A 13,649-nucleotide genomic window follows, 5' to 3' on the forward strand; every position below is an offset into this window, starting at 1 on the left:
ACCTTGCTGATATAACCAGGCTTGGTTAAACTACTTAATCGTATATTAGATTATTGAGTAACTCATGCAATCAGAAGCCGATACCCGCGCTAATTATATTGATCCCGCTTTAAAAGCAGCAAACTGGCAACCCAGCCAAATTATCCGTGAACACTATTTCACCGACGGTCGAAAAATGGCCGGTAATGTACGTGGACGGCGTTGTTTCGTTGACTATTTGCTACATAAAGACAATCGCTATTTAGCTATTATCGAAGCTAAAAAAGAATCAGAACATCCCACCAAAGGTCTTCAGCAAGCTATTGATTACGCCAATAAGCTCAAAGTACGTTTTGTCTATTCAAGCAATGGCAAGCAAACCTATGAGTTTGATTTAGAAACAGGTAAGGGTGAGTTTGTAGAATTTTACCCAGACCCGCAAACCCTTGAGCAACGCTATCAAGGCGTTAATAGTGATGTAGGGCAGCAGTTAAGAAATGTACCTTTCCATTTAGAAGGTGCCATGCAACCACGTTATTATCAAGAGCTGGCGGTGCATGCGGCAACCGATGCAATTGGGCAGGGCGCACAGCGTATTTTATTAACGCTGGCTACTGGAACGGGCAAAACCTTTATTTCATTTCAAATCGTCCACAAACTGTTTCAAGCACGTTGGAATCGTGATCAATTTGGCTCACGCCGCCCAAGAGTACTATTTCTTGCTGACCGCAATATTCTCGCTGACCAAGCGATCAACACATTTAACCCCTATGAAAAAGATGTGATAAAAATCAATGGTGATGAGGTGCGTAAACGTAATGGCGTGGTGCCCACCAATGCGCATATCTTCTTTGCGATTTACCAGGCGATAGCCGAAAAAGAAAATATTGATGGCTACTACAAAGCCTACCCGCAAGATTTTTTCGATTTAGTCATGATTGATGAATGTCACCGTGGTGCAGCTAATGAAGCTGGATCATGGCGTGCGATTTTAGATCACTTCAGCAGTGCAGTGCATCTAGGGTTAACCGCGACCCCCAAACGCACAGATAACGTCGATACCTATGAATACTTTGGAAAGCCAGTATTTGAATATTCACTCAAAGAGGGTATTAACGATGGGTTTTTAACCCCCTATCGCGTTAAACGTATTCGTACTAATTTAGATGAATTGGTACTCACCAAAGACGATCAAATCATTGTAGGCGAGTCTGAACAAGACATTTATCAAGTCGAAGACTATGACCGCAAAATTGTGGTTGATGATCGAACTGAGCTGGTAGCTAAATCAATTCTTGAAAACATCAATACAATGGATAAGACCATCGTGTTTTGTGAAAACCAATATCACGCACTCACCATGCGCGATATGATCAACAAACACAAACAGATTAAAGACCCGCACTATTGTGTACGCGTGACCAGTGACGAAGGTAAAATAGGGCGCGAATTGCTGGAGAAGTTTCAAGACAATGACAAAGACATCCCCACCATCTTAACCTCATCGCAAATGCTTACTACCGGTGTTGATGCCCGCAATGTGCGTAATGTGGTGTTAGATCGCACTGTTGGCTCAATGGTCGAATTCAAACAAATTGTCGGGCGGGGTACGCGAGTATTTGACGGTAAAGACTACTTCACCATTATTGATTTTCGTGGCGCAACCAACAAGTTTTACGATGATGATTGGGATGGTGAACCCGAACCGCCAGCCGGTGGTGTAAAAGACCCTAATCCTATTTATGGACAGCCGCCTGAAAAGCCGGAGCCGCTAACCGGTGGCCCAACCGAACCGCCGAAAACACGTTTAAAAATCAAGCTGGGTCAATACCGCGAAATCAAAGTGATTGATGTTGAAACCCGCTATATTGACGAACACGGCAAACCCCTAACCATTCAAGAGTTTGTTGAGCGTTTGATTCAACAACTACCAGGCCTGTTTAAAAGCGTTGATGAATTACGTCAAATATGGTCAGACCCGGATAAACGTGATCAATTACTGCAAAAGCTAATACACGCGGGATTTGATAAGGAACAACTCGTAACATTACGCCGCATTTTTGAGGCAGAAGACTGCGATATGTTTGATCTACTCGCATTTTTAGCGTTTGAACAACCTATGGCAACGCGTAAAGCGCGTGCTGACAAGGTGCGGAGCAACTCGGATTTCTTTGCCCAATACCAACATGAAAAAGCGCAAGACTTCCTGCGTTTTGTCCTCGACCGTTACGAGCAAACAGGGGTAACGGAACTATCGCGTGATCGCATCCCAACGCTAATCGAACTCTCGGGACTCGGCACCACCAAAGACGCCTCAATCGCGTTCGGTGGTAAAGCCACCCACCTGCTTGATGCCTTTAAACAACTCCAGCACCAGTTGTACTATTAATAGAGCACGCCATGTTGACCATCAACCCCTTAATCCATCAGCTAAAAACCCTGATTCAACACGCCAGAAATCAAGCCTATCGTGCGGTGGATACGATTCAAGTGCAAACCTATTGGCAAATAGGGCAGCATATTGTCGAGTTTGAACAGCAAGGTGAAAATCGTGCTCAATATGGCAGCAAGCTAATAGAGCAGTTGGCGGAACAACTCACCGCTGAGTTTGGTAAAGGTTTTGATGTTACAAACTTACGTAAAATGCGCCTGTTTTATCAGGCCTTTCCAATTCGAGACGCACTGCGTCCCGAATTAAGCTGGACGCATTATCGCCGACTTTTGCGAGTGGAAGATGAACGCGCTCGTCAGTGGTACATGAACGAAGCCGCTGAACAAAACTGGAGTACGCGTGCGCTGGAGCGACAAATTGGCACGCTGTATTATGAGCGTTTATTAATCAGCCAAAACAAACAAGCCGTCACCGATGAAGCCAGTCAACAACTGGCGCAGCAGGTTAAAAAACCTCAACCAAAAGGCTTTGTGCGCGACCCGATGATGCTGGAGTTTTTAGGTATCGAAGGCATTGAAAAGCTGCTCGAATCCGACCTAGAACAAGCACTCATGGACAAATTGCAGGGCTTTTTACTTGAGTTGGGTAAAGGCTTTGCATTTGTGGCGCGCCAGCAGCGTGTGAGCACCGAAAGCAAAGACTTTTATATCGACCTGGTGTTCTACAACTACCTGCTCAAATGCTTCGTATTGTTCGAGCTTAAAACCGGCGAACTCGGTCATCAAGACATAGGCCAAATGGATATGTACGTAAGAATGTACGATGACCTAAAACGCGGCCAAGACGACAACCCAACGGTTGGCATTATCCTCTGCACGAATAAGGACGAATCCATCGTGCGCTATTCCGTGCTTAAAGATAGTGAACAACTCTTCGCCAGCCGCTACCGCCTGATCCTGCCAAGTGAAGAAGAACTACGCCAAGAGCTGGAGCGTGAAAAACAGCAAATTGTACAGCTAAAACAAGAACAAACAAAAGGCGAAAAATAAATGGAATTAACACTACCGCCTAACCCGCTACACAATCAGCCTCAAGTCTTGCATATCAATAAGGTGGCAGCCTTAATTGGTGAAAATGGCAGTGGCAAATCAAGCATTTTGCAGTCAGTATTTGAGCAGCGATTGAGTAAGGCAGACCACACTGATTTAAATGTAGTCGGTTTTTCTTCAGGGCAAAATGAAAATTATTCGGCAAAGTTCAGTGAGTACCTTAGAAAAGAGCGTAAAGCAGGTAGAGGCCTAACTCTAGAATGTCTTTATTTCGATAAACCTTGGTCAAAACTATTGATATTTTTGGCTACAGCGATCAAACGAAAAGGAAAAGTTAGAACTTTTCTTGTTGAACGTAATTATGTATCACAATCTGCTGATCTGGATGATGAAAGTACTGTTCTAAAGTGCGCCTTTAAAGTTGAAAAAAATTATGTAGACCGTGTGAAAGAAGCACTTAAATGCCAAGAACAAGGTGAAACAGATACTTTACGAGATACGCCATATTTTAGAGCACTTGAAAGCTTTATTAGCAATTTGGTTTCAGGCAATTTTGAATTCGAAGAAACTTTGAAAAAACAGCAAGTCGAAATTCCAGCAAACCGTTTAATCGATGTATCGTTTGATTACAATCGCCGCGTTCACCTAAGTGATAGCCTTGTACTTTCTGGTGGAGAAGAGGATAGTGGCGATCAAAATAATATATCCCCCTTTTCACCTGAAATAAGTTTCTTTACCCAGGCGGCTAATAATGATTACTTTATTGATAAGTCGAGCTGTAAGTTAATTTTTAAAAATGGTTTAGAGCTTGATCAGTTAAGTGATGGCGAGTATCAACTGCTTTTTTTATACTCTTTAATTGATTTGTTTGATGCAGAAAATACGCTCTTTTTGTTCGACGAAGCGGATTCCCACCTCCATTATAAAAACGTCGAAAAATTATGGTCGCTGCTCCATAGCATTAAAGGTTATGCAATCACTACCACCCATTTGCTTGATTCAATTTCAGCCAAAGAAAATCGCATTGAACACCTAAAGGTTGTAGAAAATGGCCGAATCAATGAAGACAACAAAATCAAACAATTGATCAATCGTTTAAGCGTACTGTCTCGGGCTAAATCCGTAGAGTTTGAAGTGTGTGGAAAGTTACCAAATATTGCCTTGTTAGATGATTACAATGACTGGTTGATTTTCACTTTGTTGGCTAACAAAAAAGGTCACGATATTACAGTTTTGAAAACCGTTCATGCTATGAAAAAATTGTCTAGTTACACAACGGTAAATGAAACTTTTGGCAAAGGCAAAATTGACTGGATTTCACGATTAAGTAATGTTGAATCTGAAATTGAAACGTCCAATATTTTCATGATTTGTGACCGTGATGAAGCTGCTTTAGATTGGAATGACAATGGTGTTTCAGTTAATGGTCAAATTTATCGTGAGTTATTGACCTCTATTCGATGGCCAAGAGGTGTTAGGGTTAACTCATATCTTCTTGCTTGGAAACGACGCGAGATAAAAAATTATCTTCTTTCATACACAGCACTATCGCAACATAACGTGCTCAATCAAATTAACAATCGCAATATTGCAGCGAGTAACCACTTACAACCGAATACCAGTGACGATAACGATGATATACGTCGTCTGAATGCCAAGAGTGTTATTGACCCATTAATCAACACAGATGGGATTGGACTAGACATTGAGAAGCTTCAAGCTTATATCGACTTAATACCCGCTGACGAAATCAGTGAAGACATCACTAATATGTACAATTTTATTATCGGAAAACTATAAACCATGTCACTACAACAAAAAATAGACCGAATTACTGATATTTTGCGCCGCGATGACGGTATTAGCGGGGCGATGCACTATACCGAACAAACTTCATGGGTGTTGTTTCTCAAGTTTTTAGACGACTACGAAGCCGAAAAAGAAGACGAAGCCATTTTATCCGGCAAACCTTACCAACCCGTATTGGATGAAGAACACCGCTGGTCAAACTGGGCCTGTCCGAAAACGCCCGATGGCAAGCTGGATATTAACCGCGTTCGCACCGGCGACGACCTCACCGATTACGTGAATAAAGAACTGTTTCCTTACCTAAAAAACTTCGCCAATGCCACCAGCGCTGATCCCAAATCCTTCACCTATAAAATCGGCGGGATTTTTCAATATCTTGATAACAAAGTGGCATCTGGCCACACCCTGCGCGAAGTGCTGGATATTATCGACACGTTAAATTTTCAATCAAGTGATGAAATGTTTGAGCTGTCGCTGGTGTACGAAGGCCTGCTACAAAACATGGGCGATGCCGGCGGTTATGCCGGTGAATTTTATACGCCTCGCGCGGTGGTGCGGGCGATGGTTAAAGTGCTCGACCCCAGGCCTGGTCAAACCATTTACGATGCTGCCGCTGGTTCTTGTGGGTTTTTAGTCGAAGTTTTCGACCATCTCAAAGCCAATAAATCGCAACTCACTACCGAGCAATGGGATTTTATTCAACACGACACTTTTTTCGGCTTTGAAAAAACCTCGCTGGCCTATGTGATGGGTATGATGAATATGATTCTGCATGGTATCGAATCGCCGAATTTATTTCGCGGCAATACGCTGACGCAGAATATCCGCGATATTCAAGAAAAAGACCGCTACGACATCATTCTCGCCAACCCGCCATTTGGTGGCAAAGAAAAATCACAAATCCAACAGAACTTCCCGATTCAAAGCAACGCCACCGAACTGCTGTTTATGCAGCACTTTATGAAAACCCTTAAAACCGGTGGCAAAGCGGCGATTGTTATACCCGAAGGCGTGCTATTTCAAACCAATAGCGCGTTTAAACAAGTCAAACAAGAACTGCTCGAAAACTTTAACCTGCACACGATTTTAAGCCTGCCCGCCGGTGTGTTTTTGCCTTATTCTGGCGTAAAAACCAATGTACTGTTTTTTGAACGCAGCGGCGGCACCAGCGATGTGTGGTATTACGAATGCGAACCCGAACAAAAACTCACCAAAAACAAACCGATCACAGACGCGCATTTAGCCGAGTTTGTTGAGCTTTACAACAGTCGAACCACCACAGACCGCTCGTGGACGGTATCCGCTAGTAAACTCGGGGAAGACTACGATCTCTCCGCTAAAAACCCGGCCAAACAAAAAGACACGGTACACCTCGCGCCCAATGACATCCTCAAACAAATCCGCATCAAAGAACAACAAGTAGCAGGCCTGCTTGATGAGATTGAACAGCTACTGGCGGAGACGTGAGTATGGAACAGGTTTTATACGAACTGCCGGAGGGGTGGGACTGGCAGCCTTTAACTGCGGTTTGTACACCAAGCAGGAAAACTGTAACCCCTGATAATACAAGGCTTTATAACTACATCGGGTTGGAAAATATAGAGAGTAATACTGGAAAACTAACTAACTTTTTACCATCGAAAGGTTCTGAAATAAACAGTACAAAAGTTGAGTTTAAAAAAGGGATGGTGCTTTATGGAAAGCTACGGCCTTATTTAAATAAGGTTTTTGTTGCTGAATTTGATGGTGTGGCGACGACTGAAATAATACCTTTTGATTGCTATGAAAATGTTGACGCACAGTATTTAGCCTATTTCCTTAGAACGCAATACTTTGTTGAACTTGCGATGAATAATTGCTCTGGCGCGAGAATGCCAAGAGCAACAACAAATCTATTTCAAAAAATTGCACAAGTACCAATAACTAGTATTGATAATCAAAAACGCATCGTCGAAAAACTCGATGCACTGCTCACCCGCATCGACACCGCCATCGAACACTTGCAGGAAAGCATCACACTGGCTGATGCGTTGTATGCGAGTTCTCTCGATCAAGTTTTTGAAGAAGTTTACAAGAGTTATCAAACTAAGTGCTTGTCTTCGTTAACAACGAAAATTGGTAGCGGTGCGACGCCAAAAGGTGGTCAAAAAGCATATAAAGATTCAGGTATATCATTGATTCGTAGCCTTAATGTTTATGATTCAGTGTTTAAACCGGAGGGGTTAGCTTTTATTGATGATAACCAAGCGAGCAAACTTAGTAATGTAGAGGTTGAAACGGGCGATGTACTTTTAAACATTACGGGTGCATCCATCGCTAGATGTTGCATTGCACCAGATGATTTACTGCCAGCGCGAGTAAATCAACACGTTTGTATCATCCGACCGAATGAGTTACTTGATTCTCAATATCTAAATTATTTATTGGTAAGCCCAAAATTTAAGTCCGCATTATTATTTCAAGGGGCTGGTGGAGCAACACGCCAAGCCTTAACAAAAGCGATGATTTCTAATTTGGAAATACCATTACCTCCATTAAATGTTCAACTTGAATTAGTTGGAAAGGTGCAAACCCTTGGTGAAAAGCATCGCCTGTTGAAAGCGCAATTCAGCTTCAAGGTTTCAGACTTAATTGATCTAAAAGCATCAATTCTCGATTCTGCCTTTAAAGGCGAACTCTAAGGAGGCAGTATGGCTAGGTTATTGCCCGATGATTTCACTCCAGAAGAGTTAAATATTGAGATTGAAGAGGTCTTTCCTAACTGCACGGAAGTTTTTTATCTTCCTAGATCGGATGAACTAGAGGAAGCTGGATTGGATTCAGAAGATACTGGCAAATATAAACGAAAAATCGCATTCTTTAGCGGCCAGGATAGATTCATTACGATCTACCCCATATTTACATTGCCAACCCATCCAGATTATTTAAAACAAAAATACGACAAAATTAATGAGATTAATGTTGAGCTAGAATTTGGTTCCGCACCCTATTCAAAAGAAGAGGTTGTTGAAAGCTTGCAACAATTGCCAGCAGGTTTTATCAAAGATATTCGCTATGGTTTAGGTTTGACAAAAGAGTTTCAAGCGATCATTTCAGCTGTTGAGGAACATACTGAGCATCAATGCCTTGTAATTGGCGATGAGCCAACTGACGATACGGGTTATGAATGCTTTCATTTAAACTTAGATGATTATGATGAAATGCGCCGTGCTTGTAACCGTATTACGGATAGAGCAAGAAAAGTCGCCCGTATCACGAAGGCTGCTACTACCTATAACCATATTGCCTACAGGTTAGGTGTCGAGCAAAAGCCCTTGCCTACCGATAACGATGCCATTAGCAAAATGCTTAGAATCAAAATAAGTGATACTGATAAGCAGGCGGCTATGAGCATGATCACGGAAGATAAAACGGCGGTAAAACAAACTGATTCTATTACCTTAACCAAGTTAAAAAATGATATTGAGCTGGTTTCACTTGAGCGTCTGATTTCCGCCTATGAAGAGTTGCTTGGCAAAAAGACTAAAGAAGATACTTGGCAGGTACTTTTCAACCAAAATCCATTTATCTTGAGTCTTGCGTTTGGTTATCCAGCAATAAAAATTTCGGATCAAGCAAGTGTAGGCGGAAAAAAGTTATCAGGTGGTGGCGATAAAATAACCGATTACTTGATTAAGAATGGTGTCACAAACAATTTGGCACTGATAGAAATAAAAAAGCCATCTTCTGCCTTGCTTAACAAAACGCCTTATCGCGGTGAAGTTTATTGCGCATCTACCGGATTAACAGGCTCGGTGACGCAGGTGTTGGATCAAAGTTATCAACTACAACAAAACATAGCCGCAATAAAAAATAATAATCGAATTTATGATATTGAAACTTATGCAGTTCATTGCATTTTAGTGATTGGAACGATGCCAACCGATGATGACAAAAAAAATCGTTTGAAATTTACCGGCGTAACTCAAAGAATGTACAGATCATTACTTTTGATGAGCTGTTACTCAAATTACAGCAGCTACATGATTTCTTGAGCAAGAATAATAATGAGTAAAGAGGAGGCAGATTTGTGAGCTTGCAAACAAACTTAAAGGGTCGTTTACGGAATACCTCTCTTCCCAAGAGTCATGGCTTGATGCCAGTATTTGAAGCGGTGGTAAATTCTATTCATTCAATTGAAGAAAAAACTAACAGCAATAACGGGATGATTGTTTTACAAATAAACCGCAGTACGCAAAATGATCTTGAGCTAGGTGATAAATCTGTGCCTCCGATTGTTGGTTTCACTATAACTGATAATGGCTTAGGGTTTGATGAAGCTAATTTTAAATCATTTGAAACCTTAGATTCCGAACACAAAATAGATAAGGGTTGTCGTGGTGTTGGACGCCTGATGTGGCTTAAAGCCTTTGAGTTAGCCGAGATCGAGAGCCATTTTCTTGATGACAATAATGTATTGAAAAAGAGAGTATTTCGGTTTAATGACAAAAAGGGTGTACATTCTGAAAAGATTATAGAAGCAACCGATAAACAATCGGGTACACTCATCAAACTAATCAGTTTTGATGAAACCTTTCGAAAGCATGTTCCCGCAAAGGGCTCATCAATCGCTAATCAATTGCTGGAGCATGTGCTCTGGTATTTTGTTCGTCAAGGCAGCGCACCCAAGATAATGGTAAAAGATGCAGGTGAGGTGTTCGATCTTGAACATTTGTTTGAAGAACATATGCACGCTAGTGCGTTTCCCGAAACTATAAATATCCGTGATTATTCCTTTGATCTAATTCACATTAAGTTTCGTGCATCGGTAAATAAAAAGCATCAGTTAGCTCTATGTGCGGCTAACCGGCTGGTTAAAGAGGAGTCTATTCAAGGTAAGCTCCTTGGCCTGTATGGCAAAATCTCAGACGCTTCAGGCGAATTCACCTACACCTGCTATGTATCTTCTGATTACCTCAACAAACACGTGCGAAGCGAACGCACCTCTTTTGATATTACTGAAAACGTAGAGGACATGCTCAACGAAGTGAGCTTTAAAGATATTCGCAATGCTGTGTTAGAGCGCACAAAAGCGTATTTGCATGATGTCCTCGCAGAAAATGTCTCAGCAGGTCGCAAAAGAGTAGATGATTTTATTAACAATCACGCACCGCGCTACCGGCCAATTGCCAATTATGTTGCAGAAGAGTTGCTAATCGTTGATCCTGAAAAATCAGATAAAGAGCTTGAGATGCATTTGCATGCTCAGTGGTATGAAGTGGAAAGGCAATTAGTCAGTGAAGGCCACGATATTATGCAACCTCAGAATGAGGAACATATTGAAGAGTACAATAAACGGCTGAGTGAATATCTACGCAAAGCAGAAGACATTAAAAAATCAGACCTTGCTAATTATGTTTCACATCGCAAAGTTATTATTGACCTGCTACAAAAGTCTATCGAGAAACTTGATGATGGCAAGTATGCCCGTGAAGATATGATTCATGAACTAATCATGCCTATGCGTAAAGACTCAAATGAAGTCTTACAGGATTCCTGTAATCTATGGTTAATCGACGAGCGCTTGGCATTTCATAATTATTTGGCTTCTGATAAAACGCTAAACTCCATGCCTATCACTGGAAATGATTCAAATAAGGAGCCCGACCTGCTTAGTCTGAGAGTGTTTGATAATCCTTTGCTAGTTAATGACGATACTAGCTTTCCACTAGCATCTATAACTGTGGTCGAAATCAAACGCCCAATGCGCAACGATATGCGTGAAGGTGAAGATAAAGACCCAATAGATCAGGCTCTTGGTTATGTTGAGAGAATTCGCGATGGACAAGCGAAAACAAAATCAGGTCTACTCATTCCAAGAAATCATGATATCCCTGCATATTGTTATATTGTTTGTGACCTAACTCCGACAATGATAAAGCGCTGCAAAAATTTTAGTTTGACAATGACAGCTGATGGAATGGGTTACTTCGGTTACAACCCTAATTACAAAGCTTATATCGAGGTGATTAGTTTTAATCAGTTAGTAAAAGCTGCTAAAGAACGTAACCGTGCATTCTTCGATAAACTTGGATTGCCTTCTGCATAGGAAAGTTTATGACTATCTACAACGTTTATTGCGATGAAAGTCGCCATACCTCAGACCCCTCTCAACCTTATATTGTTATCGGTGCGCTACAATGCCCGCGAGAAGAAAAGCACCGCATTGTTGGCCGTTTACACGGCCTCATGACCAAACATTGTATTAAATCTGAATTTGGTTGGAAAAAACTATCGCCAAACAAGGCTGAATTCTACCGGAGTCTTATACAAATATTTTCTGAAGAAAACTCGCTTTCATTTAGGTGCATTGTGATCGATCGTAGGCAGCTAAATCATGAACAGTGGAATGATGGTGATAAAGAATTAGGGTTTTATAAGCTGTATTATCAATTGTTGGTTCACTGGCTACAACCGGGTGAAACTTATTATATTTACCTTGATTGGCAGCAGAATGCGTCTAGCACACGATTCGAAGAGTTACGCCAGATTTTGGTTCATAAATTATCTGGTCGTGCCAAGCTAGCTTGTTTGGAGCCTGTAGAGTCACATAATCAGCCATTAATTCAACTCTCAGATTTGTTGATGGGTGCGGTGGGTTATAGTTGGAATGAGATGCAAAAACGGCCTAAAGCGAGTGTATTTAAATCCGCATTTGTCGAAGAATTAGCTAGTTCGCTCGGCAAGGGAAGTTTGCGTTTCACTACAACCAGAGGTGAGCGAAACTTTAACATCTTCAATTGGCGAGGAAAATAAACCAGTGTGTGAAAGTTTGTGGCCACAGCTGCGTTTAAAAGCTGATACGGAAGAGGAGTTAATTGAAAAGTACCGTCAGGTTTACTTGGAAACTTATGTTCAAGATGAGTTGGGGCGCAAAAGAACTTTTACCGATTGGTGTGGTGTCACGTATCAATTTGGTGCGCATGCTTTTGACCATGCCTTTACAGAGTCAACCGATTATCGAACTTCTGCTGGAATCCATGATGGAGGCTTTTCTAAGAAAAGAGCAAGAAGAATTCTATGGATTAAAGAGGTGTTGGCATTAACTGCGGGAACGATTCAACGATACAGTCAAAGCCGACAAACAGATAGAGGCCGTACTGCTAAAAGACGAACATTGGTTGTTGTTGAGGAACGATATGTAGTGGTATTCAATGATCCACAAAAAAGAGATGGGCATCATCAGTTTGTAACAGCTTTTCCTGCGGACGGAAGCTATCTTACAAAAATTAAACGTGAAAGCTTTTTGGTTGAAACAAAGAAAGGATAAAAATATGCCCCAGTCTTATGGCGACTGAGGCGCGGCCACGAACCAAAACACTAGGTAAAGGTTCAATCAGCTATAAAAGCTTAGATATAGGTTATCACTAATTTTCAGTTCGCGTCAATATTTTATTTACTGGTCGGTGGGGCGGGGTGTTGATAAGATGCAGGGGAAACAATGTGTTACAGGGGAAACAAAAAAATGAAAGACGAATATGATTTTTCAACCATGAAAGCCAAGCCTAATCCTTATGCGTCGAAACTCAAAAAACCGGTCACCATTCGGCTGGGCGAAGATGTAATCGATTACTTTAAAACATTATCTGAAGAGGTAGGGATTCCTTACCAAAGCTTGATTAATTTGTATCTAAAAGATTGTGCGAATTCTCACCGAAAGCTTGATATACAGTGGCGTAGTTAAAATAAACTATTTGGAGGGTATCCATGACATTACGCCATTCGCGAGAAAACTGGTTAGCGCAATTATAAAAACGAAAAATTTATGTCCTTGTGGACAATTTGATGCCTCAAGAAAACATACCGCGCCATAAGGAACGCGGCGAGATTTGTTTGAAGTGATGAAACAGGTTGCCTTAACCGGTGTTGGGCCGTTAGAGCAGATTCCTTCGATGGGCTGTTCGATTAAATGTAAGTATACTGTTTAGCTAGGAGGCGCGATGTTAGTTTGTGGGGTTGATTTAAGTGGTAACGATGCGATTGTTAGCTTGCTAAAGTTTGAACAAGGCGTGTTTCACCTGCCGGCGTGTCGCACCACGCGGGTTTCTTGCACGAACCCAGATAGCCGTGAGGCCTTGGTTTACTTTCAAAAAACCTTTGCGAAGTTGGTTGAGGATTATAAGGTGGATCAGGTGGTGATTCGTGCGCGAATGAAAAAAGGTAAATTTGCCGGTGGCGCGAACGGTTTTATTCTTGAGGGCGTATTGCAAGTAATTCCCGATATTAAAGTGAGCCTTTTAACCGCCACCGAACAGAAAGCCGCGATTAAGCAATATGGTATGCCAATGTCGTTTGCTGAAACCGGGTTGAAGAAGTTTCAGGAGCCCGCTTTTATGACAGCTTTGGGTTATGTTGTCGGTCAGCTGGCCTGAGAGGACTTA

11 protein-coding genes and 1 pseudogene are annotated in these 13,649 nt (G+C 41.7%); all 12 read left to right on the plus strand.

Translation table 11 applies throughout. The features are described 5' to 3' along the window. Positions 1 to 64: 64 nt before the first annotated feature. The 12 genes and pseudogenes from hsdR (at position 65) to THIAE_RS02590 (ending at position 13,640) form a co-directional block, all read left to right on the plus strand. Positions 65 to 2,368, plus strand: coding sequence for an EcoAI/FtnUII family type I restriction enzme subunit R (gene hsdR, locus THIAE_RS02540; protein ID WP_006459937.1), 2,304 nt, complete (start codon positions 65 to 67; stop codon positions 2,366 to 2,368). An 11-nt stretch (positions 2,369 to 2,379) separates the two neighbouring features. After that, positions 2,380 to 3,420, plus strand: a complete 1,041-nt coding sequence (locus THIAE_RS02545) for a PDDEXK nuclease domain-containing protein (RefSeq protein ID WP_006459938.1) — start codon at positions 2,380 to 2,382, stop codon at positions 3,418 to 3,420. Next, a complete protein-coding gene (locus THIAE_RS02550; protein ID WP_006459939.1) occupies positions 3,421 to 5,220 on the plus strand; it encodes an ATP-binding protein in 1,800 nt (599 codons plus the stop codon). It abuts the gene before it with no gap. Positions 5,221 to 5,223: 3 nt separating this feature from the next. Then, complete coding sequence (locus THIAE_RS02555; RefSeq protein WP_006459940.1) at positions 5,224 to 6,696, plus strand: type I restriction-modification system subunit M; 1,473 nt, start codon at positions 5,224 to 5,226, stop codon at positions 6,694 to 6,696. A 2-nt stretch (positions 6,697 to 6,698) separates the two neighbouring features. Continuing rightward, positions 6,699 to 7,910 (plus strand): restriction endonuclease subunit S, encoded by a 1,212-nt coding sequence (locus tag THIAE_RS10480; RefSeq protein ID WP_006459941.1) that lies wholly within the window; start codon positions 6,699 to 6,701, stop codon positions 7,908 to 7,910. A 9-nt stretch (positions 7,911 to 7,919) separates the two neighbouring features. Continuing rightward, positions 7,920 to 9,263 (plus strand): Shedu immune nuclease family protein, encoded by a 1,344-nt coding sequence (locus THIAE_RS02565; protein ID WP_006459942.1) that lies wholly within the window; start codon positions 7,920 to 7,922, stop codon positions 9,261 to 9,263. Positions 9,264 to 9,298: 35 nt separating this feature from the next. Further along, positions 9,299 to 11,317: a hypothetical protein gene (locus tag THIAE_RS02570; RefSeq protein ID WP_006459943.1), complete on the plus strand. Its 2,019-nt coding sequence runs from the start codon at positions 9,299 to 9,301 to the stop codon at positions 11,315 to 11,317. Between the two features lie 8 nt (positions 11,318 to 11,325). After that, positions 11,326 to 12,024 (plus strand): DUF3800 domain-containing protein, encoded by a 699-nt coding sequence (locus THIAE_RS02575; RefSeq protein ID WP_006459944.1) that lies wholly within the window; start codon positions 11,326 to 11,328, stop codon positions 12,022 to 12,024. Beyond that, entirely contained in the window at positions 11,984 to 12,538 is a 555-nt protein-coding gene (locus tag THIAE_RS02580; RefSeq protein ID WP_204205742.1) for a hypothetical protein, read from the plus strand. The genes THIAE_RS02575 and THIAE_RS02580 overlap by 41 nt, the downstream gene beginning before the upstream one ends. Positions 12,539 to 12,733: 195 nt before the next feature. Next, positions 12,734 to 12,952 carry a BrnA antitoxin family protein gene (locus THIAE_RS02585; protein WP_006459946.1) on the plus strand — a complete coding sequence of 73 codons (219 nt, stop codon included), beginning with the start codon at positions 12,734 to 12,736 and terminating at the stop codon, positions 12,950 to 12,952. Positions 12,953 to 13,043: 91 nt separating this feature from the next. Further along, positions 13,044 to 13,196 (plus strand): annotated as a pseudogene (locus THIAE_RS10890) (thioredoxin family protein); the annotation flags it as partial. A 12-nt stretch (positions 13,197 to 13,208) separates the two neighbouring features. Beyond that, complete coding sequence (locus THIAE_RS02590; RefSeq protein WP_006459947.1) at positions 13,209 to 13,640, plus strand: DUF3010 family protein; 432 nt, start codon at positions 13,209 to 13,211, stop codon at positions 13,638 to 13,640. Positions 13,641 to 13,649: the final 9 nt, after the last annotated feature.

Source organism: Thiomicrospira aerophila AL3, assembly GCF_000227665.2.
In the GTDB taxonomy this organism is placed as follows: domain Bacteria; phylum Pseudomonadota; class Gammaproteobacteria; order Thiomicrospirales; family Thiomicrospiraceae; genus Thiomicrospira; species Thiomicrospira aerophila.